General features: G+C 67.4%; 20 protein-coding genes. 6 read left to right on the top strand and 14 right to left on the bottom strand.

Going from position 1 to position 20631, the window contains the following annotated elements; genetic code table 11:
* Positions 1 to 4: 4 nt before the first annotated feature.
* A complete protein-coding gene (gene pepN / locus AC2SGK_RS04700) occupies positions 5 to 2578 on the bottom strand; it encodes an aminopeptidase N (RefSeq protein ID WP_488322431.1) in 2574 nt (857 codons plus the stop codon).
* 181 nt (positions 2579 to 2759) lie between these two features.
* Here pepN and AC2SGK_RS04695 point away from each other — a divergent pair, with 181 nt between their 5' ends.
* The 5 genes from AC2SGK_RS04695 (at position 2760) to AC2SGK_RS04675 (ending at position 8488) form a co-directional block, all read left to right on the top strand.
* Positions 2760 to 3368: a hypothetical protein gene (locus AC2SGK_RS04695; protein ID WP_488322430.1), complete on the top strand. Its 609-nt coding sequence runs from the start codon at positions 2760 to 2762 to the stop codon at positions 3366 to 3368.
* 207 nt (positions 3369 to 3575) lie between these two features.
* Positions 3576 to 5150: a Re/Si-specific NAD(P)(+) transhydrogenase subunit alpha gene (locus AC2SGK_RS04690; RefSeq protein WP_488322429.1), complete on the top strand. Its 1575-nt coding sequence runs from the start codon at positions 3576 to 3578 to the stop codon at positions 5148 to 5150.
* Between the two features lie 12 nt (positions 5151 to 5162).
* A complete protein-coding gene (locus tag AC2SGK_RS04685) occupies positions 5163 to 6605 on the top strand; it encodes an NAD(P)(+) transhydrogenase (Re/Si-specific) subunit beta (RefSeq protein ID WP_488322428.1) in 1443 nt (480 codons plus the stop codon).
* A 79-nt stretch (positions 6606 to 6684) separates the two neighbouring features.
* Entirely contained in the window at positions 6685 to 7989 is a 1305-nt protein-coding gene (locus AC2SGK_RS04680) for a DUF3422 family protein (RefSeq protein WP_488322427.1), read from the top strand.
* 172 nt (positions 7990 to 8161) lie between these two features.
* The gene (locus AC2SGK_RS04675) at positions 8162 to 8488 is read left to right on the top strand and encodes an arsenate reductase family protein (protein WP_488322426.1); all 327 of its coding nucleotides are present in this window, start codon (positions 8162 to 8164) and stop codon (positions 8486 to 8488) included.
* Between the two features lie 39 nt (positions 8489 to 8527).
* Here AC2SGK_RS04675 and AC2SGK_RS04670 read toward each other — a convergent pair whose 3' ends face one another.
* The 6 genes from AC2SGK_RS04670 to AC2SGK_RS04645 all read right to left on the bottom strand — a co-directional run bounded on the left by AC2SGK_RS04670 (position 8528) and on the right by AC2SGK_RS04645 (position 12226).
* Positions 8528 to 8956 (bottom strand): protein tyrosine phosphatase family protein, encoded by a 429-nt coding sequence (locus AC2SGK_RS04670; RefSeq protein ID WP_488322425.1) that lies wholly within the window; start codon positions 8954 to 8956, stop codon positions 8528 to 8530.
* Positions 8957 to 9025: 69 nt separating this feature from the next.
* A complete protein-coding gene (gene gph, locus AC2SGK_RS04665) occupies positions 9026 to 9697 on the bottom strand; it encodes a phosphoglycolate phosphatase (RefSeq protein ID WP_488322424.1) in 672 nt (223 codons plus the stop codon).
* A 2-nt stretch (positions 9698 to 9699) separates the two neighbouring features.
* Positions 9700 to 10251 carry a thioredoxin family protein gene (locus AC2SGK_RS04660; RefSeq protein ID WP_488322423.1) on the bottom strand — a complete coding sequence of 184 codons (552 nt, stop codon included), beginning with the start codon at positions 10249 to 10251 and terminating at the stop codon, positions 9700 to 9702.
* Positions 10252 to 10512: 261 nt separating this feature from the next.
* Positions 10513 to 11439 carry an MYG1 family protein gene (locus AC2SGK_RS04655; protein WP_488322422.1) on the bottom strand — a complete coding sequence of 309 codons (927 nt, stop codon included), beginning with the start codon at positions 11437 to 11439 and terminating at the stop codon, positions 10513 to 10515.
* A 118-nt stretch (positions 11440 to 11557) separates the two neighbouring features.
* A complete protein-coding gene (locus tag AC2SGK_RS04650) occupies positions 11558 to 11869 on the bottom strand; it encodes an ETC complex I subunit (protein ID WP_488322421.1) in 312 nt (103 codons plus the stop codon).
* A gap of 54 nt (positions 11870 to 11923) precedes the next feature.
* Positions 11924 to 12226 carry a hypothetical protein gene (locus AC2SGK_RS04645; RefSeq protein ID WP_488322420.1) on the bottom strand — a complete coding sequence of 101 codons (303 nt, stop codon included), beginning with the start codon at positions 12224 to 12226 and terminating at the stop codon, positions 11924 to 11926.
* Between the two features lie 114 nt (positions 12227 to 12340).
* Here AC2SGK_RS04645 and AC2SGK_RS04640 point away from each other — a divergent pair, with 114 nt between their 5' ends.
* A complete protein-coding gene (locus AC2SGK_RS04640) occupies positions 12341 to 12646 on the top strand; it encodes an I78 family peptidase inhibitor (protein WP_488322419.1) in 306 nt (101 codons plus the stop codon).
* Here the strand turns inward: AC2SGK_RS04640 and uvrB are convergent.
* The 7 genes from uvrB to sufC form a co-directional block, all read right to left on the bottom strand.
* Entirely contained in the window at positions 12643 to 14829 is a 2187-nt protein-coding gene (gene uvrB / locus AC2SGK_RS04635; RefSeq protein WP_488322418.1) for an excinuclease ABC subunit UvrB, read from the bottom strand. The two genes, AC2SGK_RS04640 and uvrB, sit on opposite strands and share 4 nt — an antisense overlap.
* 63 nt (positions 14830 to 14892) lie before the next feature.
* A complete protein-coding gene (locus AC2SGK_RS04630; RefSeq protein WP_488322417.1) occupies positions 14893 to 16110 on the bottom strand; it encodes an NAD(P)/FAD-dependent oxidoreductase in 1218 nt (405 codons plus the stop codon).
* A gap of 91 nt (positions 16111 to 16201) precedes the next feature.
* Positions 16202 to 17413 carry a cysteine desulfurase gene (locus tag AC2SGK_RS04625; RefSeq protein ID WP_488322416.1) on the bottom strand — a complete coding sequence of 404 codons (1212 nt, stop codon included), beginning with the start codon at positions 17411 to 17413 and terminating at the stop codon, positions 16202 to 16204.
* On the bottom strand, positions 17410 to 18003 hold the full coding sequence (locus AC2SGK_RS04620) for a Yip1 family protein (protein ID WP_488322415.1): 594 nt from the start codon (positions 18001 to 18003) through the stop codon (positions 17410 to 17412). Before AC2SGK_RS04620 ends, AC2SGK_RS04625 begins: the two co-directional genes overlap by 4 nt.
* Positions 18000 to 18473, bottom strand: coding sequence for a hypothetical protein (locus tag AC2SGK_RS04615; RefSeq protein WP_488322414.1), 474 nt, complete (start codon positions 18471 to 18473; stop codon positions 18000 to 18002). The genes AC2SGK_RS04620 and AC2SGK_RS04615 overlap by 4 nt, the downstream gene beginning before the upstream one ends.
* A gap of 17 nt (positions 18474 to 18490) precedes the next feature.
* Complete coding sequence (locus AC2SGK_RS04610) at positions 18491 to 19798, bottom strand: SufB/SufD family protein (protein WP_488322452.1); 1308 nt, start codon at positions 19796 to 19798, stop codon at positions 18491 to 18493.
* Between the two features lie 8 nt (positions 19799 to 19806).
* On the bottom strand, positions 19807 to 20562 hold the full coding sequence (gene sufC, locus AC2SGK_RS04605) for a Fe-S cluster assembly ATPase SufC (RefSeq protein ID WP_488322413.1): 756 nt from the start codon (positions 20560 to 20562) through the stop codon (positions 19807 to 19809).
* Positions 20563 to 20631 lie beyond the last annotated feature (69 nt).

The raw sequence follows: 20631 nt of genomic DNA, 5'->3' as shown, positions 1-20631 counted from the left end.
CCCCTCACCGTCCCGCAGCCATCATGCGCGAGACCATTTCGCGTGTGTTCCGGCTCAAACCCTCCAGCGCGGCAATCCGTTCCAGTGCGGCCACGGCATGCTCCCTCCGGCCCGCGTCATAGCGCGGCCAGGTCTCGAAGGCGGTCGACATGCGCGCCGCGATCTGCGGGTTCGCGGCGTCCATCCGAGCCAGCCAGTCGGCGGTGAAGGCATAGCCCGACCCGTCGGCTGCGTGAAAGCCCGCATGGTTCGCCGCAAGTCCGCCCAGCAACGCGCGGAAGCGGTTCGGGTTCTTCCAGTCGAAGTCCTTGCGCGCGGCCAGCGTCTGCGCCACCGCCACGGCCCGGTCGGGCGGGGCGGCCATCACCTGGACCGAGAACCACTTGTCCATCACCAGGCGGTTGCCCGCGAACTCCTCGGCCATCAGGCGCAGCGCGGTCTGGGCGCGATCCAGCCGCACCAGAACCGAAAGGGCGGCCATGCGCTCGGTCATGTTGTCGGCGGTGCCGAACAGGACCTCGGCCCGCTCTCCGCCGTCGATGCGCGACAGCAGCCCGAGCGCCGCGATGCGCAGCGCGCGCCGCGCGGCCGAGGCGGCGTCGGGCCTGTAGTCGCCGGGCACCGACATCGCAGTGTAGAGCTCGGCCAGGGCGTCGCGATGCGCCTCGGCGATGCGCCGGGCCAGATCGCCGCGCGCCGCGTGGATCGCCTGCGGGTCGGGGGTCACGCCCCGATCGGACAGGCGGGTGGCGATCTCCTCCTCGCCCGGCAGGGCCAGGCAGAGGGCGCGGAAGGCCGGATCGGCGGCCTCGTCCGACATCAGCGTGCCGATGGCCGCGATGAAGCCCTCTCCCGCATCGCGGCCCTGCGCCAGGTCGGTCAGCGCGGAAAGCGCCAGCTCGCGCCCCGCCTCCCACCGCGCGAAGGGGTCGGTGTCGTGGGCCAAAAGGAAGGCGCGCGTGGCGTCGTCCATCTCCCGGCGCAGCACGACCGGGGCCGAGAAGCCGCGCAGGACCGACGCGACCGGACGGGCGCCCAGCCCCGGAAAGTCGAAGGACTGCCGGTCCTCGGTCATCTCCAGCACGGTCGTGGGCAGGATCTCGTCGCCGTTTGGGCCGATCAGGCCCACGGCGATGGGGATCACGCGGGCGGGCTTGTCGGGCTGTCCCGGGGTGGGCGGGGTCGCCTGCGCGAAGTCCAGCGTCAGTGTGCCGTCCTGCCAATGCTCCTGCATCGTCAGGTGGGGCGTGCCCGCATCGGTGTACCAGCGCGCGAACTGCGTCAGGTCGCGACCGGTCGCGTCCTCGAAGACCGTCAGCCAGTCCTCAATCGTGGCGGCGTCGCCGTCATGGCGGTCGAAATACAGATCCAGCGCGCGGGCATAGCCCTCGTCCCCCACCAGCCGCTTCAGCATGCCGATGACCTCGGCGCCCTTCTCGTAGACGGTCGCGGTGTAGAAGTTGTTGATCTCCTCGTAGCGGTCGGGGCGCGGGGGATGGGCCAGCGGGCCCTGATCCTCGCGGAACTGGCGGGCGCGCAGGACCTGCACGTCCTCGATCCGCTTGACCGCGGCGCTGCGCAGGTCGCTGGTGAACTGCTGGTCGCGAAAGACCGTCAGCCCCTCCTTGAGGCACAGCTGGAACCAGTCGCGGCAGGTGATGCGGTTGCCGGTCCAGTTGTGGAAGTATTCATGCGCGATGACGGCCTCGATGCGCTCGTAATCGGTGTCGGTCGCGGTGTCGGGCGAGGCCAGGACAAGCTTGGAGTTGAAGATGTTCAGCCCCTTGTTCTCCATCGCGCCCATGTTGAAGTCATCGACGGCGACGATGTTGAACACGTCCAGGTCGTATTCGCGGCCATAGACGTCCTCGTCCCACCGCATCGACTTGATCAGGCTCTCCATGGCGAAGCCCGCGCGGTCCTGATCGCCGGGCCGCACCCAGACATTCAGCGCAACGTCGCGCCCCGAGCGGGTGACGAAGCGGTCGCTGACCGCGACCAGATCCCCCGCGACCAGCGCGAACAGATAGGCGGGCTTCGGCCAGGGGTCGTGCCATTCGGCCAGGCCCGGCTCCTGCCGGACCGGGTTGCCGTTCGACAGCAGCACCGGCAGATCGCCCCGGACGGTCACGCGGAACATGGTCATCACGTCGGGGCGGTCGGGATAGAAGGTGATGTGGCGAAAGCCCTCGGCCTCGCATTGCGTGCAGAAGATGCCGTCGGAGAGGTAGAGGCCCTCGAAGGCGGTGTTGCCCTCGGGGTCGATCTTGACCTCGGCGGACAGGGAAAAGGGCGCGCGGGGCAGGGCGTTCGCGGCGATGGTCAGGGTCTGGCCGTCGCGGCGCATCTGCGCGGCCTCGACGGGCCGGCCGTCGATGTGCAGCGTTTTCAGGCGCAGTCCGGCGCCGCCGTCCAGCACCAGATCCTCCGGCACGGCACCGGGGCGCAGGTCCAGTTCGCTGCGCACCACCGTGCCGCGCGGGGCCAGCGTCACGTCCAGCCGGGTCTCGGTCAGGGTGAAGGGCCAGGGGCGATAGTCGGCAAGACGCTTCACCGGCTGCGGGGTCTGATCGGGCATCGCGGGCGGCCTCTCCTGAAAAATTGGGCATGGGCGGAACCCCTGCCCGATACCGGTGTTAATCGCCTGAACGCCGGCTCGCAAGGCGGGGTGTGGGCAGTGGCGATTGACAGCCGGTCGCCCGCGCGCCACACCCCTGCGACCTAACCCGGTCAAAAGACTGTCTGAATCGGAGACCTGCATGAGCTATGATCCCAACGACCCGAACCGAGTGAACCCCGGCGCGCCCAAGGAAACCTATGTCGAACCGGTCGAGCGCAAGTCGTCGGCCCTGCCTCTGGTCATCGGCGTGCTGCTGGCTCTGGCACTGGCCTATTTCGTGCTTCAGCGGTTCATGGCAGATGACACCGTCGTCGTCGACGGTGACACGACCACCGTGACCACCACCGAGACCGCACCCACGCCGGAGACTGCCCCCGCCGTGGTGACCGACGACACCGCCGAGGACGCCGCGGCCGAGGCTGAAGCCGCCGCCGACAACGCCGCCGCCGAGGCCGAGGCCGCCGCCGACAGCGCTGCCGAGGCGACCGAAAACGCCGCCAGCGACGCGGCCACCGCCGCCGAATCGGCTGCAGACGACGCTGCCGAGGCCGCCGACAACGCTGCCGAAGCGACCGGTGCTGCCGTCGACAACGCGCTGGAGAACGCCGGAGAGGCGGCATCCGACGCCGCTGACGCGGCTGCAGAAGCCGCCAACGACGCGGCCGAGGCCGTCGATGACGCCATCACCATCGAGGAGCCGGCCGAGACCACTGCGCCTGCGACCACCACGCCGGCCCCGGCGAACTGATACCCGCCACAGCTTGATTGCCAAGACCCCGGATGCGCACTGCATCCGGGGTCTTTTGCTGCGGAGGTCAGGCATTGTTCAAGATGACAAGAAGAGGGCACCTGCAGGTTTCGTTACGGCACCACGCAAGCCGGTCTTGTGAAACTTTCTTTCGCGATGCTATGTGTCGGGCAAGAGTATACAACAAGGTCGGGGGGCGACGACGCCATGAAGATTGGTGCGGTTCGAGAGGGGTTCGAGGGAGAGGCGCGCGTCGCGATCACGCCCGCCTCTGCTGGCCATCTGGCCAAGCTGGGACATGAGATCCACATCGAGAGCGGCGCCGGCGCCCGGGCCGGTTTCTCGGACGACGACTATCGCGCGGCGGGCGTCACGGTCGAGCCGGACGCGGCGGCGCTGATCGGGGCTGTGGACGTGCTGGCCAAGGTCCGTCAGCCGACCGAGGCCGAGATCGGCCAGATGCGCGACGGGCAGACGCTGATCTCGTTCTTCCATCCCGCGCAGAATGCCGATCTGCTGGCGCGCGCCAAGGATCAGGGCATTACCGCCATCGCCATGGACATGGTGCCGCGCATCAGCCGCGCGCAGAAGATGGACGCGCTGTCCTCGATGGCCAACATTGCGGGCTACCGCGCCGTGATCGAAGCCGCGAACAATTTTGGGCGCTTCTTCACCGGTCAGGTGACCGCGGCGGGCAAGGTGCCCCCGGCCAAGGTGCTGGTCGTGGGCGCGGGCGTCGCGGGCCTGGCGGCGATCGGGACCTCGGTCTCGCTCGGGGCGCAGGTCCATGCGTTCGACGTGCGACCGGAGGTCGCCGAGCAGATCGAGTCGATGGGTGCGGAGTTCGTGTTCCTGGAGTTCGACCAGACGCTGCAGGACGGGGCCGCGACGGGCGGCTATGCCGCGCCCTCCAGCCCCGAGTTCCGCGAGAAGCAGCTGGCCAAGTTCCGCGAGCTGGCGCCGCAGATGGATATCGTCATCACCACGGCGCTGATCCCGGGCCGGGACGCGCCGAAGCTGTGGACCGCCGACATGGTCGCGGCGATGAAGCCCGGCAGCGTCATCGTCGACCTGGCCGCCGAGAAGGGCGGCAACTGCGAGCTGACCGTCCCGGATGAGCGTTTCATCACCGAGAACGGCGTGGTCATCATCGGCTATACCGACTTTCCCTCGCGCATGGGCGCGCAGGCGAGCGAGCTCTACGGCAACAACATCCGCCATTTTGTGACGGACCTGACGCCCAAGAAGGACGGCGTCATCCACCACAACATGGAGGATGACGTCATCCGCGGCGCGACGGTGGTCCATGACCATGACGTGACATGGCCGCCACCGCCGCCCAAGGTCGCGGCCATCGCCGCCCAGAAGCCCAAGGAGAAAAAGAAGGACCTGACCCCCGAGGAGCGCCGCGCCGCCGAGGCCGCCGCCTTCAAGGCTGACACCGCGAACCAGATCAAACTGCTAGCCGGCGGCGGGCTGGTCGTCCTGCTGATCGGGCTGGTCGCCCCCGCCAGCTTCATGGCGCATTTCATCGTCTTCGTGCTGGCCTGCTTCGTCGGCTTCCGCGTCATCTGGAACGTGGCCCATTCGCTGCACACGCCGCTGATGGCCATCACCAACGCGATCAGCTCGATCATCATCCTGGGCGCGCTGATGCAGATCGGCTCGGGCTCCTGGTGGGTCGTTCTGCTGGGCGGGCTGGCGGTGCTGATGGCGTCGGTCAACATCTTCGGTGGCTTCATGGTCACCCGGCGCATGCTTGCCATGTTCCAGAAGTCGTAAGGGATCACGCGCATGGAATACGGATTCACAACCGCGGCCTATGTGGTCGCATCGGTGCTGTTCATCCTGTCGCTCGGCGGGCTGTCGGGACAGGAGAGTGCCAAGCGCGCCATCTGGTACGGCATCGTCGGCATGGCGCTGGCGGTGGCGGCGACGCTGTTCGGACCGGGCGCGGGCAACTGGTTCCTGTCGCTGGTCATGATCGCCATCGGCGGCACCGGCGGCTGGCTGGTCGCCAAGCGCGTCCAGATGACCGAGATGCCGCAGCTGGTCGCGGCGATGCATTCGCTGGTGGGCCTGGCCGCGGTCTTCGTGGGCTTCAACGCCCAGATTGAGCTGGGACGCGTCCTGCGCCTGCGCGCCGAGGGGATCGAGGCCGAGCTGACCGGCTTTGCCGCGCTTCTGGCCCACAAGACCCCGGCCGAGATCGCGATGCTGAAGATCGAGGTCTTCCTGGGCGTCTTCATCGGCGCGGTGACCTTCACCGGATCGGTCGTGGCCTATGGCAAGCTGGCGGGCCGCGTCGACGGCAAGCCGAAGAAGCTGCCCGGCGGGCACATGCTGAACGCAGGCGCGCTGGCGCTGTCGGTGCTGCTGGGCATCCTCTACTGCACGGGCGTGGGTCCGGCGGTGTTCTGGCTGATCCTGATCACGCTTCTGGCCTTCTTCATCGGCTATCACCTGATCATGGGCATCGGCGGTGCCGACATGCCGGTCGTGGTATCGATGCTGAACAGCTATTCGGGTTGGGCCGCGGCGATGATCGGCTTTACCCTGTCGAACGATCTGCTGATCGTGACCGGGGCGCTGGTCGGATCCTCGGGCGCGATCCTGTCCTATATCATGTGCAAGGCCATGAACCGGAACTTCGTCAGCGTGATCCTGGGCGGTTTCGGCGGAGAGACCGGCCCCGCAGCCGCGATCGAGGGCGAGCAGATCGCCATCGACGCGGACGGCGTGGCCTCCGCGCTGAACGAGGCGGACAGCGTGGTGATCGTGCCGGGCTATGGCATGGCGGTGGCGCAGGCGCAGGGTGCGGTCAGCGAGTTGACCCGCAAGCTGCGCGCGGCGGGCAAGACGGTGCGCTTCGCCATCCATCCCGTCGCGGGGCGTCTGCCGGGCCACATGAACGTGCTGCTGGCCGAGGCCAAGGTGCCCTATGACATCGTGCTGGAGATGGACGAGATCAACGACGATTTCCCGTCCACCGACGTGGTCATCATCATCGGGTCGAACGACATCGTGAACCCCGCCGCGCAGGATGACCCGAACAGCCCCATCGCCGGCATGCCGGTGCTGGAGGTCTGGAAGGCGAAGCAGGTTTTCGTCAGCAAGCGCGGTCAGGGCACCGGCTACAGCGGCATCGAGAACCCGTTGTTCTTCAAGGAGAACACCCGGTTGTTCTATGGTGACGCCAAGGACAGCATCAACAAGCTGCTGCCGATGATCGATTGATCCACGCCGTCGCGGCGGTCGTGACGGTCGCCGCGACGGGACGGGGCAGGGGGCGCGGCCCCCCTTCAGGGAGAGCCGAGTGAACCCCGCGACCGACCACCCGCTGCGCTATGCCCTGGTCAACGAGCTGCATGCGCGGCCGTCGCCCAGCATCGCGGCCCCCGCGACGGCGGTCTTTCTGGCCTTCAAGGAGCCGCGCAACGCTGCGAACCGCGACCGGGACCGCGATCAGGCGCATCTGGCGGCGCTGGTGGCGCGCCATGGCGGGCCGCGCCCCGATCCGCAGGGCATCCACTATCAGGGCAGGCTGGGCCGGCACGACCTGAAATGGGAGAGCCATACCGAGTTCGTGACCTATATGGCGATGGTGCCGGGTCTGCCGATCCGGCCCTTCGATCCGTCCGCGGCCGCGATCTTTCCCGAAGCTTGGCAGGACGACGCCCCCGGCAGGCGCGTCGCGGCCGTGATGATCCAGGTGGCCCAGCTGCCCGACGATCCGTCCGACCTGCTGCCGGAGCTGGATGGCTGGTTCGCGCAGGACAGTCTGGCGGTGATCTGGGTGCTGGACCAGAGCGCCCTGGTCGCCGGGGATTTCCGCATTGATTCGGACGGATTCATGCGCTTTGCCGTCTTCGTCCGTCCCGGCACCGGCGAGGCCCGGATCGGGCGTCTGATCCACCGGCTGGTGGAGCTGGAGACCTATCGCGCCATGTCAATGCTGGGCTTGGACCGCGCCCGCGATCTGGGCCGCCGCCTGAACGAGCTGGAGCCGCGCCTGACCGCCATCCTAGAGCGCATGACCGACGACGCGCAGCCCGCCGATCAACTGCTGCACGATCTTCTGGCGGTCTCGGCCCAGCTGGAGGCGCAGGCGGTTCAGCATTCCTTCCGCTTCGGGGCGAACAGCGCCTATGAGGCGATCGTGCAGGACCGCGCCGCCGCGCTGCGCGAGACGCGGTTCCAGGATCGCCAGATGCTGACGGAGTTCCTGCGCCGCCGCTATCAGCCGGCCATGCGCACGGCGAAATCCGCCGAACGGCGGCTGGCCACCATGTTGGAACGTGCCGCCCGCGCCAGCGAGCTGCTGCGCACCCGCGTGGATGTCGAGCGCAGCGCGCAGAACCAGAAGATCATGCGCCGCATGGACCGCCGCGCCGACCTGCAGCTGCGCCTGCAGCACACGGTCGAAGGGCTGTCGGTCGTCGCGATCAGTTATTACGCGGTCGGGCTGCTGGCCTATGCGCTGGCACCTCTGGCCGGTCTGTCCGGATTGGACAAGGCGCTGATGGTCGCGGGCCTGACTCCGGTGACGGTTCTGGCGGTCTGGTGGTCCATGCGACGCGTGCGAGCGCAGTTTCACGACCACGGCAGCGACGATTTGTAGCTTGTGGAGCGGCCCGCGGTTCGAGATAGATCAACCCAGAACCAACGGGAGAGATCTGATGCGCCTGACCCTTGCCCTGATCGCCACGCTTGCCCTGACCGCCTGCGGCGTTCCCTTCGTGCCGCTGATCTGATCTTTGAATTCTGGAGAAACCATGTCCAAAACCTTGACGATGTTCGGACTTTCTCACTGCTCAACCTGTCAGAAGGCGCAGGCAGCGCTGGAGGAGCATGGCTGGACCGTGGCCTTCCGCGATGTCCAGAAGGAGCCGCTGAGCGCCGATGAGCGCCGCGCTCTGGTCGATGATTTCGGCGACAAGATCATCAACCGCGCCAGCCTGACCTGGCGGGGCATGTCCGAGGAGGAGCGCGCCACCGATCCGGTCCAGATGATGGGCGACAAGCCGAGCGTCATGAAACGCCCGGCGATTCGCGCGGGCGATCAGCGCGTTATCGGGTGGACCGCGAATGTCAAGAGGGCATTGGTCGTTCCGGCCTGAAGGCCGGGGCAGGGGGTGCGGGGCAGGGCGCCCTGCGCCTCAGCCCTTGCAGCTGGACAGCGAGGCGATCAGCGGGCGGACCCCCGACAGATCGTAACCCGCGGCCGCCGCCTTGGCCAGGATCTCATCCTCGGGCAGCTTTCCGGCCTGCGTGAGCGCCCAGAGGACAGTGGAGCGGTTGCCCGACCGGCAATAGGCGATCACCGGCCCCTGACCCGCGGTCGCCTCGGCGAAGTCGCCGATCAGCTGCGGCGTGATCTGGCCCGGATGGAACGGCAGGTAGTGATAGCGCATCCCCGCCTGCCGCGCGGCCTCGGCCATGGCGTCGTGATCGATCTCGGGGCCGACCTCGTCATCGGGTCGATTGTTGATCAGCACCTTGAAGCCGGCCTCGGCCAGTGCCGGCACGTCCTCCGGCAGGATCTGCGGCGATACGGCGAGGTCGGGGTTGATTTGGCGCAGATCCATCGTGGGGCCTCTCATGATCGGATGATGTCGGTCTGGCGCGATCGCGCCCCGAATGTCAAGCCGGGCGCCTCAGGCCGCGATCGCTGCACCGACCAGACCGGGCAGCTGTTCGAACCGGTCGAAGACCGCCTGATGCGGCAGGTCCTCGACCGCGGTCATCCGGTATCCGCCGGAATACAGCAGCAGCGGCACGGGCACGGCCGCCGCGCAATGGGCGTCGAATTCGCTGTCTCCCACGAACAATCCGCGCGGCAACGCCGGATCGCACCCGAACTGCTGGAACGCCAGCCGCAGGGGTGCGGGATCGGGCTTGCGCTGCGGCAGGCTGTCACCACCGACGACCACCGGGAACAGTTGTGCGAGACCGAAATGCTCCAGGACATGGCGCGTCGGGACCAGCGGCTTGTTGGTGCAGATGCCCAAGGGGTGGCCGGCATCCGACAGTGCACCGAGCGCCTCGACCACGCCGGGAAAGACCCGGGTCAGCGCGGTCGCGTCGTGATAGCGGGCCATGAAGCCCGCGATCAGCGTCGGTCGATGGACCGGGTCGATGTGGCAGGCGGCGATGATGCGCGTCCACAGCAACTCGACCCCGCCACCGATGAAGCTGCGCACGCGCGGCAGAGGCAAGGGCGGCACCTGATGCTGGCGCAGGACTGTATTCACGCAGGCGTGGATGTCGGGCGCGCTGTCGATCAGCGTGCCGTCCAGGTCGAAGATGATGGGACAGCGGTCGCGCATGATCAGACCTTCCATTTGATCGAACAGCCGATGGACGCGATCTGGTCGCGCGGCCCCTGACCGGTTTCGGCGATCTGACGCATCGCCAGATAGAGGTCGCGCCGCGAATCCGGAGCCGCGGCGACGCGCGAGGATGCGTCCAGACGCCCGCGATACTGCAGCAGGCCGTCGGCGTTGTATCCGAAGAAATCGGGCGTGCATTCCGCACCATAGGCCCGCGCCACGTCCTGCGTCGCGTCGTGAAGATACGGGAAGCGGAACCCGTATTCCCGTGCCAGACGCGTCATGCGATCTGGAGCGTCGTCGGGATAGGCCTTGGCATCGTTCGCGCAGATCGCAGCCACACCCACGCCTTCGTCCATCAGCGCATGAGCATCGCGGACGATGCGATCCAAGATCGAGCGCACGTAGGGACAGTGGTTGCAGATGAACATGATCAGCGTCGCCTTGGGCCCGGCCACGTCGCGCAGCGATACGCTGCGCCCGTCGCGGTCCGTCAGGTCGAAGTCGTGCCACGGAGCGTCGAAGTCGCAGACTGGAGGTGATACGGCCATGCGATGTCCTGTCATAGTTCTGGTCGTTTCTGGCGTTTCAAACCGGTCGATGCAAGGCGTCCGGTAATGGTGCGTAACTTGACACGCGTATTATATAACATAATACAGATTATTGGTACCATACCTGCGCAGTGGTTATACCGCTTTCACACCTCAGGTTCTTCGCTCTTCCGCGCTGCTTCAAAGCCTATTATCGCCGAAAGCGCTACTATCCAAACAGTCCCATCAGAATTCTGGCTGTCATTGGGCCATAAGCGCTCATTATGCCTGCTGCACTGTTCCCGCATCCTGGACCGCCAGAGTCGCAAGTTGGATCGCTGCCCGCCGATCTGCAGCGACCGCGATGAAGCGCCCATTGTGGCAGAACCGCGCGCCGGGAATGCCCGATGCGGCCTCGAACGCCGCGTCGGTCAGACCTGCCCATGCCTCCGGCAAGTCCGTGCGCAGTGCGATGCCTTCGGGATCGCGGCGGATGCCGGTGATTGCCCAATCCGTCTCCCGCGGATGGACGACGAACAGCAGGTGATCGGCGCCTGCCTTGTCGATGGCCGCGCGGAAAGGCATGCCCATTGGCAGTTCCAAGATCGGGCTGTCGCCTGCGGCGGCGATGGCGTCCATCACCACGGCCTCGGCCCGCAGCTTGGCGGCCTTGCGGGCGATCGCCGCCTCGACGAAGGCGCGCGCGATGACCAGCGCCCGGTCGAAGGCAAGATCATCCGCCTCGGGGGTGCGGTCGTCGAAGACGGGCTTCAGGCTTTCCAGAAGCAGAGGCAGCGAGAGGTCCGCCAGTGGCCCGTTGGGCGACAGCGCGCCATTGTCCACCAGATCGATGGGCAGGACGAAATCGGTATCGAAGCCGGCGTGGATTGCGTCCACATCCCGCGCGGGGATGCCGGAGGCCCGGAGGTAATCCCGGCCGAACTGCCGCCATATCAGCCCGAAGGAGCTGCAAGGCTGGCCATCGTCGCGCAGCGGCGGGTTCTTCTGATGGTGGTCGAAGATCAGCCGCGCGGGGTCGTAGTCGCGTCCGACGTCATAGATCACCCGGTCCGGCGCCGGCGTGGTCCAGTCTGTATCGCGCGTCCGAACGATCCGGGCCTGCGGAAAAAGCCGGGTCAGGATCACGGAGGAGAGCAGTTCGTCGGCATGGAAGCCGCCGGAATGGGTGACGAGATGCGCGATGGTCATGGCCTGTCCTGAAAAGCAGATGACCGCCCGAAGGCGGTCAGCGATAAGTCGATGGCTTGCGAAACGCTTGCGCCGAACCGGGCGCAGATGCCCCTGCCCCGCAGCAACCATGCTCCGTTCAGTGCGTCCAAGGCGCGCGGCGGTCGGTCGCGAAATTCTCGCCATAGCCGCGCGGGCGGACGTTCACGGCGCGGCGATGCGGTTCCTGCACCACGAACTCCAAGCCCCGCTCGCGGGCATAGTCCTCGGCCTGCTTGCGCGTGTCGAAGCGCAGGCGGACTTGGCTCTGGGTGTCCCCGCTGCTGGTCCAGCCCATCAGCGGATCGACCTCGCGCGCGTCGGAGGGCGGGAATTCCAGCACCCAGCCTTTGGTCTTTGCGGTGCCGGACTGCATCGCGGTGCGGGCGGGCTGATAGATGCGCACGAGCATGGGATTTCCTTCGGATCGGGTCTGATCGTTATATCGCCAAAACCGCGCCGCGCTTCAAGGCCCGGCGTCGCCGGCACCGGCCAGATCGGGCATCTGGGCAAAGGGCGCGCTGAGTTCCGTCGCGCCCGTCCGCTTGTCGTGCAGGCAGACCGACAGTTCAGGCTCTTCCTGCCCTTCGCGCGTGGTCACCACCAGGGCAAGCGCCGTCATCTCGGTGCCGAACTCGTTGGCGTGGACGGCGACGCGGGCCTCCGGTGCGGCGGCGCGGGCGGCCTCGCCGCAGGTCTCGATCAGGCGCAGGCGCAGGGCCTCCCATGCGTCGTCCGAGGAGGCGGAAGCCAGGCCAGGGGTCAGCATCATTGCCGCAAGCAGAAATAATGTCCTAGACTTCATGGGTGACCTTCCGGAACCAGTTTCGCCGCCGCATGTTGGCCTTAAAACGACACGATGTCACATGAGAGGGACGTGATCATGACCGCACCTGCCCGTCTTGCCGCAAAGGCGCCGATCCTCGGGGCCCTCACGTTGTCGTTGGCCCTGGGCGCCTGCGGCGTCAGCCCGTACGATGTCGCCGCGACGCGCTGCGACGCGGCACAGCATCAGGCACTCGTGGGCCGCAACATCGGCGAGGTCTACCTGCCGCCCAACCTGCCCAAGCGCGAGGTGACCTCGACCAACGGCGGCGCGGAGGGGGTGATGACCCGCGACTATCGCCCGTCGCGGCTGACCATGTTCCTCGATCCGAAGGGCTGGATCGTCGCGGTCGCCTGCGGCTAGCGGCCGCGCTTGGAGCGCTTGTTGCCGCCGCGTTGACCCGCCCTGCCCGCGGTCGATCGTCCCGACGACTTGACCGCGGCCTCGGCGGCCTCCTCGATCACCGACTGGCGGGCCATGGGGTCGTCCGCGATGGCCAGATCGACGGCCTCCAGCCTCTTGACCTCGTCGCGGAGGCGCGCGGCCTCCTCGAACTCCAGGTTCTCCGCGGCTTTGCGCATCTGGGTGCGCATCGCGTCCAGATGCGCGGCCAGATTGGCGCCGATCAGCGGCTTGTCCACCTTGGTGGTCACGCGCGACTGATCCGTGTCGCCCTGCCACAGGCCCGCCAAGACGTCCTCGACATTCTTTCGGACGGTCTGGGGCGTGATGCCGTGCTGCTCGTTATAGGCGATCTGCTTGGCGCGGCGACGCTCGGTCTCGGCCATGGCGCGTTCCATGCTGCCGGTGATGCGGTCGGCATACATGATGACCCGCCCGTCGGCATTGCGCGCCGCCCGGCCGATGGTCTGGATCAGCGAGGTCTCGGAGCGCAGGAACCCCTCCTTGTCGGCGTCCAAGATCGCCACCAGCCCGCATTCGGGAATGTCCAAACCCTCTCGCAGCAAGTTGATGCCCACCAGCACGTCGAAGGCGCCAAGGCGCAGGTCGCGCAGAATCTCGATGCGCTCGATCGTGTCGATGTCGCTGTGCATGTAGCGGATCCTGATGCCCTGCTCGTGCAGGTATTCGGTCAGATCCTCGGCCATGCGCTTGGTCAGCGTGGTGACCAGCGTGCGGTAACCCGCGGCGGTGACGCGGCGCACCTCGTCCAGCAGGTCGTCCACCTGCATCTCGACCGGGCGGATCTCGATCTTGGGGTCCAGGAGGCCGGTGGGACGGATGATCTGCTCGGTGAAGACGCCGCCGGTCTGGTCCATCTCCCATTGCGCGGGCGTGGCCGACACGAAGACGGATTGGGGCCGCATCGCGTCCCATTCCTCGAACTTCAGAGGGCGGTTGTCCATGCAGCTGGGCAGGCGGAAGCCATGTTCGGCCAGCGTGAACTTGCGCCGAAAGTCGCCCCGATACATGCCGCCGATCTGCGGCACGCTGACATGGCTCTCGTCCGCAAAGACGATGGCATTGTCCGGGATGAACTCGAACAGCGTGGGGGGCGGCTCTCCGGGCGCACGGCCGGTCAGATAGCGCGAGTAGTTCTCGATGCCGTTGCACACGCCGGTCGCCTCCAGCATCTCGATGTCGAAATTCGTGCGCTGCTCCAGCCGCTGCGCCTCCAGAAGCTTGCCTTCCTCGGTCAGCTGCTTCAGCCGCATCGCCAGTTCCTGCTTGATGCCCTTGATCGCCTGCTGAAGCGTCGGGCGCGGCGTGACATAGTGGCTGCTGGCATAGATGCGGATCTGCTTGAAGCTGTCAGTCTTGACCCCGGTCAGCGGGTCGAACTCGGTAATCGCCTCCAGCTCGTTGCCGAAGAAGTCGAACCGCCACGCCCGGTCTTCCAGGTGGGCGGGCCAGACTTCGACCAGATCGCCGCGCACCCGGAAGGCGCCGCGCTGAAAGCTGGTATCCAGACGCTTGTACTGCTGGGCAACCAACTGGCCCAGGAATTCGCGCTGGTCATAGCTTTGCCCCACGACCATGTCCTGAGTCATCGCCGAATAGGTCTCGACTGAACCGATGCCATAGATGCAGCTGACGGAGGCAACGATGATCACGTCATCGCGCTCCAACAGCGCGCGGGTGGCGCTGTGGCGCATCCGGTCGATGGCCTCGTTGATCTGCGACTCCTTCTCGATATAGGTGTCGCTGCGGGCCACATAGGCCTCGGGCTGGTAATAGTCGTAGTAGCTGACGAAGTACTCGACCGCGTTCTCGGGGAAGAAGCCCTTGAACTCGCCGTAAAGCTGGGCGGCCAGCGTCTTGTTGGGCGCCAGAATGATCGCGGGGCGCTGCGTCTCCTCGATGATCTTGGCCATGGTGAAGGTCTTGCCCGTGCCGGTCGCGCCCAACAGGACCTGGTCGCGCTCTCCGGCGGCGACGCCCGCGACCAGCTCCCTGATGGCGGTCGGCTGGTCGCCTGCGGGGGCGAATTCGCTCTGCAGGACAAAGCGCTTCCCGCCCTCAAGCTTGGGGCGGGTCACTTCGATCGGACGCGCGACGGGCGCGTTGGTGTTGTTGTGACCCATGACTGTCCGGGGGTTCCTGATCCGTTCGGCTTGCCCCCAAGATGTGTCGCGCGGGCCCGGAATTCAACCGCGCTTCAGCCGCGCGGGCTGAAGTTCCGACCACCCTGCCCCGCCTGACAGCTCATCCGCCAGGATCTCGGCGGTGACCGGACCCAGGGTGAAGCCCTGATGCCCATGGCCGAAATGCGCCCAGAGGTTCGGCTGATCCGGCACCCGACCCACCAGCGGCAGCATGTCGGGCATGCAGGGCCGCCGGCCGGTCCAGGGTTCGGCCTCGACCGGGGCGCCGATGTCAAACAGCTCGCGTGCGGCCTTCTCGCCATGCTTCAGCTGCGGGGGCGACAGACGCGGATGGGGGGTCAGCTCGGCCGCGGTGGCGATGCGCAACCCGCGGCGCATGGGGGACAGGACGACCGAATTGCCGAAATCGGCGATCGGGTGATGGGGCGGCATCTCCGTGTGGTAATGGCGGTGATAGCCGCGCTTGTAGACCATCGGCACCTTGAGGCCGAAGCGCTGCGTCAGCATGGGCGACCACGGCCCAAGCGCGATCACGGCATGTTCCGCCTCGACCTCGTCGGCGCGCCAGCCGGCACCGTGGCGGTGCAGATCGCCCGCGTCCCCGTTCACGATCCGCCCGCCCTGCTTCTGGAACAGGGCCGCATAGCTGGCCACCAGCCCGCCTGGATCGGCACAGTTCCAGCTGTCCGACCAATGCGTCGCGCCCTCGACCTCGATGCGGATCGACGGCTCCATCGCGCGCAGCTCGGCTCCGGTCATCAGCCGCGCCTCGACCCCGAATTCGGTGCGGAAACGCTCGGCGGTCTGGCGGGCCTTCTCCATCTTGGCGGGGGTGCGGTGGATCTCGATATAGCCGTTGCGGCGGATGATGTTGTCCGCGCCCGACGCCGCGATCAGGGGGCCGTGGCGTTCGGTCGACTGGCGGATCAGCTTGCCCCAAGTAAGCGAGGCGCGCTTATGCGCCGCGGGCAGAGAGTTCAGCGCGTATGTCGCGACCGCGCCCAGCTGCGACAGCAGCCCCGAGGGCGTCCATTTCACGTCATAGCCGCGCCCAAGCGCGATCTGGAACAGCGCGCCCGGCGCGAGCGGCATCGCATAGGGCTCGACCGCCTCGGTCTGGATCAGGCCGGCATTGCCATAGCTGGTCTCGCGTCCCGGCACGCCGCGTTCGATGATGGTGACGTCATGCCCGCGCGCCTGCAGCGCCAATCCGGTCGTGACCCCGACCATGCCCGCACCCAGAACCAGAACCTCGGCCATCGCCGCCTCCATCGCTATCTTTCCTCAGCGATGCGGCGGAACGGTAATCCGGACAAGGTTTCTTCGGCGACCGCCCGAATCTTTGCAAGATTCAGGCGAAAAGCTCGTGGCAGAAGGTCAATCCTTCGATCAGCGCGTCCACTTCTGCCTGCGTGTTGTACATGGCAAAGCTGGCACGCGCGCTGGCGGTGATTCCCAGATGCTCCATCAGGGGCATGGCGCAATGGCTGCCGGCCCGCACCGCGATGCCCTTCTTGTCCAGGATGGTCGAGATGTCATGCGCATGCGCCCCCGCCATCGTCATGGAGAAGATCGCGCCCTTGTCCGGCGCGTCGCCCTGCACCTGCAGCCAGTTCAGGCTGTTCAGCCGCTGCCGGGCATAGTCGCGCAGGCTGCGCTCATGGGCGGCCACGTTCTCCATGCCCAGACCCATCAGGTATTCCAGCGCCGCGCCCAGGCCGATCTGGTTGACGATGCCGGGCGTCCCGGCCTCGAACTTCAGGGGCGGGTCGTTGTAGGTCACTGCATCACGGCCGACCGTGCGGATCATGTCGCCGCCGCCCAAGAAGGGCCGCATCTGGGCCTGCCGGTCGGCCCGGATCCAGATCGCGCCCGATCCCGACGGCCCGTAGAGCTTGTGCCCCGTGACGCAGTAGAAATCGGCGCCCAGGGTGCTCAGGTCCACCGGCATGTGCACAGCCGCCTGGCTGCCGTCGACGACCAGCGGCAGGTCGGTGCCTGCGCGGATGCCCGCGATGTCGACCACCGTCCCGGTCACGTTCGACATGTGCGTGACCGCGATCATGCGGGTGCGCGGCCCAATCGCGGCCAGCACCTTCTCGGCGGGCAGGCTGCCGTCGGGTTCGGGTTCGACCCATTTCAGCACCACGCCCTGCCGTTCGCGCAGGAAGTGCCACGGCACGATGTTGGCGTGATGCTCCAGCACCGACAGCAGGATCTCGTCGCCAGCCTGGAGGTTGGGCGCGGCCCAGCCATAGCTGACCAGGTTCAGCGCCTCGGTCGAGCCGGAGGTGAAGATCACCTCATCCTCGCGCGGGGCGTTCAGGAAACGGGCGATGATCGCGCGCACCCGCTCATAGTTCTCGGTCGCGAGGTTCGACAGGTAATGCAGCCCGCGATGCACGTTGGCATATTCGCCCTCATAGGCGCGGGTGATCGCGTCGATCACCACGCGCGGCTTCTGGGCGCTGGCGCCGTTGTCCAGATAGACCAGCGGGCGGCCGTTCACATGCCGCGACAGGATCGGGAAATCGGCCCGGACGGCCTCGACATCGAAACTCATTGCGGCATCTCCGGCATGAGGCCAAGCGCGGCCATGAAGAAGGACAGGATGAAACCCATCACCAGCAGCGTGCCGAACATCACCAGCAGCACCTTGGGCCCGCTGGTGAAGCCGTGCAGTGCCTTGGTGAACTGGACCGTCAGCCACAGGAACAGCGCGACCGCAAGGATGCCCAGCATCCCCGCCAGCGCGGGAAGCGCCAGCGACAGGACGATCTGGGCCAGCTGCACCATCAGCAGCATGACCTCGATCCAGACGGTCAGGATCAGCGCGTCCTCGAACCGGCCCCGGCCGCCGAACATCCGCCCGACCCCCGCCATCAGCCCCGCGCCCAGCACGATGGCCACCAGCTGCGTCGCGGCCAGGACCAGGGGCTGGCCGGTGATCGCCATGACCGGCGCGGCATCGTCCTGCGGCGCGCCCAGGATGGCCGTCGCGGCAAAGGCCAGGATGCCCGACAGCGCCACGGCCAGCACCAGCGCCATCCAGCGCACCGGCATGGGCAGGTTCAGCGCGATCAGCCACCGCGCCGCCTCCTCGGGCTGGCGCAGGGTCTGGACCGCCAAGGTCTTGAAGTCGTCACGGGTCATTTGCGTCTCGCCAGCGCCGCGATCCCGGCGCCCCAGATGAACAGGAAACCCAGGCCCGCAACGGTGCGGGTCAGGGTCAGGGCGGGCGACGGGCCGATCAGCCCGGCGACCAGCCCCGCCAGAAGCGTCGCGGGCGCCGCCGCCAGAAGCGCCCAGAACAGCGCCAGCCGCGCGTGCCGCGGCTCAAGCCGCCAGGGCGTCGCCCGGATCAGCAGGCCCGACAGCGCCGCCACGGCATAGGCGATCAGCGGCATCATGAACATGGTGCCCATGGCCGCACCCGCGATGCGCGCGTCCAGCGGCACCGACGGGTCCAGCTGCGCGGCCCGCGACAGGCCCGGCGTCTGCGCGACCAGCGTGATCAGCATGGCCAGCATCAGCACCGGCAGCTGCACCCGGTCGGGCATGTCGGCAAGGCCCCGCACCACCCGGCGCGGGGCCCACCAGCTTTCCAGCACGCGCAGCACCATGCCGCCGCGCGACGGACCTAGATCTGGGGTCGGGCGGTCAGCCACGCGTCCAGCCGTTCGTTGATCTCGTCGCGCAGGCTCTCGTCCTCGACCTCCTCCAGGGCGTCGGCCAGGAAGGACAGGACCAGGAACACGATCGCCCGGTCATGCGGCACCCCGCGAGAGCGCAGGTAGAACAGCGCATCCTCGTCGATCGCCCCGGTGGTCGAGCCGTGAGAGCATTTCACGTCATCGGCATAGATCTCCAGCTCGGGCTTGGCCAGGAACTGGCTGGCCTCGTCCAGAAGCAGCGCCTGGCTGATCTGATAGCCGTCGGTCTTCTGCGCGCCGGGCTTGACCAGGATCTTGCCTTGGAACACGCCGGTGGCACCGTTCTTCAGGACCTTCTTGAACACCTGACGGCTTTCGCCGCGCAGCGCGCCATGGGTCACGAAGACCGTGTCGTCGTGATGGAACGGACCCACGCCGCCATCGCCCAGAACCGCCGCTGCGACATGCGCGACCGCGTCGTCGCCGACGATGTCCACGACCGCCTCATGACGCATGGTGGTGCCGTTCACCACCAGGGCGAAACTTTTCAGCACGGCCTCCGCGCCCACGCGGGCGAACAGATGCGACAGGCCCACCTTCGGGTCCACGGCGCGCTTGGCGGTGATGTGGTGCAGCGTCGCCCCGTCGGCCAGATCGGCCTCGATCACGCCGTTCGACCGCGCCCCGACCATGCCGCTCTCCAGCAGGGTCAGGACCGCGCCGCTCTCGACGCGGATGACATGGTGCCACATGGCGTCGGCGGCCTCGGCCGCGCGGCGGTGCAGCACATGCACGGGCTTGGAGGGCGTGCCGGTCACGCGGATCAGGACGCCGTCGCGGGCGGCGGCGGTGTTCAGCGTGGCAAAGGGCCGCTTGACCGGGGTCTGGCCGACGGCTTCGAGCGTGCCGAACAGGCCCTCGGCCCAATGCCCGGGCCGGGCGGCGGCCAGGGTCTCGATCTCGATTCCCTCCAGCGCCAGCGGGTCCGAGGCGTCAGCGTCAAAGACGCCGTCGACGAACACCAGCGTCAGCTTGTCCCGCTCCGCGAACAGCGGCGATTCCGGTCCGCCGTCGATGGGCAGCGCGGTCGCCTGAGGCGCGTTGAAGGGGCGCGGGTCGGTATAGCGCCAGTATTCGTCGCGCGGTCCCGGCAGCCCCATCGCACGCAGGCGCGACAGCGCGTCGGCGCGTGCCGCGGCGAACCCGCCCTGCGGCAGGTCCAGCACGGCCAGCCGCGCGTCAAGCGCGCTTGCGGGACGGTCGGCGGGCTCGGGCGCCTTGGTCTTGACGGCCATCTCGGTCATCAGCCGGCCTCCGCCAGAAGATCGCCATAGCCGTTCTCCTCGACCTCGAGCGCCAGCTCGGGGCCGCCCGACTTGATGATGCGGCCGTTCGACATGATGTGCACCACATCGGGCTGGATGTGGTTCAGCAGGCGCTGGTAATGCGTGATGACCAGGAAGCTGCGGCCCTCGTTGCGCAGGGCGTTCACACCCTCGCTGACCAGGCGCATCGCGTCCACGTCCAGACCGCTGTCGGTCTCGTCCATGATGCACATGCGCGGCTCCAGCATGGCCATCTGCAGGATCTCGTTGCGCTTCTTCTCGCCGCCCGAAAAGCCCACGTTCACCGGGCGCTTCAGCATCTCGGGGCTGATCTGCAGCTCGCGTGCCTTCTCGCGCACGACCTTCAGGAAGTCGCCCGCCGACAGCTCGGCCTCGCCGCGCGCCTTGCGCTGCGCGTTCACCGCCGTGCGCAGGAAGGTCATGTTGCCCACGCCGGGGATCTCCACCGGATACTGGAAGGCCAGGAACAGGCCGGCCGCCGCGCGCTCCTCGGGCTCCATGTCCAGCAGGCTCTCGCCGTCCAGCGTCGCCTCGCCCTCGGTCACCTCATAGCCGTCGCGGCCCGACAGGACATAGGACAGGGTGGATTTCCCCGACCCGTTCGGACCCATGATCGCATGGACCTCTCCGGCGGGGACCTCCAAGGTCAGACCCTTCAGGATCTGTTTGTCCTCTTCCTCAAGCTTGACGTGCAGGTTGTTGATTTTCAGCATGTTTTCCTCAAACGGCGAAGGCGCCCCGGCGGGCGCCGATAGGGTGTGCGGCCGGACCCGCGGCCCGGC

It is taken from the genome of Paracoccus sp. NIOT.M2S5SZ12 (assembly GCF_057748165.1).
Note: the sequence above shows the minus strand (reverse complement) of the source record. Positions and strands in the feature narration are given on the sequence as shown.

Excerpts from the sequence above, each read along its gene's own strand:
- pepN (WP_488322431.1), bottom strand. The coding sequence starts at position 2,578 with ATGCCCGATCAGACCCCGCAGCCGGTGAAGCGTCTTGCCGACTATCGC.
- AC2SGK_RS04695 (WP_488322430.1), top strand. The coding sequence starts at position 2,760 with ATGAGCTATGATCCCAACGACCCGAACCGAGTGAACCCCGGCGCGCCC.
- AC2SGK_RS04690 (WP_488322429.1), top strand. The coding sequence starts at position 3,576 with ATGAAGATTGGTGCGGTTCGAGAGGGGTTCGAGGGAGAGGCGCGCGTC.
- AC2SGK_RS04685 (WP_488322428.1), top strand. The coding sequence starts at position 5,163 with ATGGAATACGGATTCACAACCGCGGCCTATGTGGTCGCATCGGTGCTG.
- AC2SGK_RS04675 (WP_488322426.1), top strand. The coding sequence starts at position 8,162 with ATGTTCGGACTTTCTCACTGCTCAACCTGTCAGAAGGCGCAGGCAGCG.
- AC2SGK_RS04670 (WP_488322425.1), bottom strand. The coding sequence starts at position 8,956 with ATGGATCTGCGCCAAATCAACCCCGACCTCGCCGTATCGCCGCAGATC.
- gph (WP_488322424.1), bottom strand. The coding sequence starts at position 9,697 with ATGCGCGACCGCTGTCCCATCATCTTCGACCTGGACGGCACGCTGATC.
- AC2SGK_RS04660 (WP_488322423.1), bottom strand. The coding sequence starts at position 10,251 with ATGGCCGTATCACCTCCAGTCTGCGACTTCGACGCTCCGTGGCACGAC.
- AC2SGK_RS04655 (WP_488322422.1), bottom strand. The coding sequence starts at position 11,439 with ATGACCATCGCGCATCTCGTCACCCATTCCGGCGGCTTCCATGCCGAC.
- AC2SGK_RS04650 (WP_488322421.1), bottom strand. The coding sequence starts at position 11,869 with ATGCTCGTGCGCATCTATCAGCCCGCCCGCACCGCGATGCAGTCCGGC.
- AC2SGK_RS04645 (WP_488322420.1), bottom strand. The coding sequence starts at position 12,226 with ATGCTGACCCCTGGCCTGGCTTCCGCCTCCTCGGACGACGCATGGGAG.
- AC2SGK_RS04640 (WP_488322419.1), top strand. The coding sequence starts at position 12,341 with ATGACCGCACCTGCCCGTCTTGCCGCAAAGGCGCCGATCCTCGGGGCC.
- uvrB (WP_488322418.1), bottom strand. The coding sequence starts at position 14,829 with ATGGGTCACAACAACACCAACGCGCCCGTCGCGCGTCCGATCGAAGTG.
- AC2SGK_RS04630 (WP_488322417.1), bottom strand. The coding sequence starts at position 16,110 with ATGGCCGAGGTTCTGGTTCTGGGTGCGGGCATGGTCGGGGTCACGACC.
- AC2SGK_RS04625 (WP_488322416.1), bottom strand. The coding sequence starts at position 17,413 with ATGAGTTTCGATGTCGAGGCCGTCCGGGCCGATTTCCCGATCCTGTCG.
- AC2SGK_RS04620 (WP_488322415.1), bottom strand. The coding sequence starts at position 18,003 with ATGACCCGTGACGACTTCAAGACCTTGGCGGTCCAGACCCTGCGCCAG.
- AC2SGK_RS04615 (WP_488322414.1), bottom strand. The coding sequence starts at position 18,473 with ATGGTGCTGCGCGTGCTGGAAAGCTGGTGGGCCCCGCGCCGGGTGGTG.
- AC2SGK_RS04610 (WP_488322452.1), bottom strand. The coding sequence starts at position 19,798 with ATGGCCGTCAAGACCAAGGCGCCCGAGCCCGCCGACCGTCCCGCAAGC.
- sufC (WP_488322413.1), bottom strand. The coding sequence starts at position 20,562 with ATGCTGAAAATCAACAACCTGCACGTCAAGCTTGAGGAAGAGGACAAA.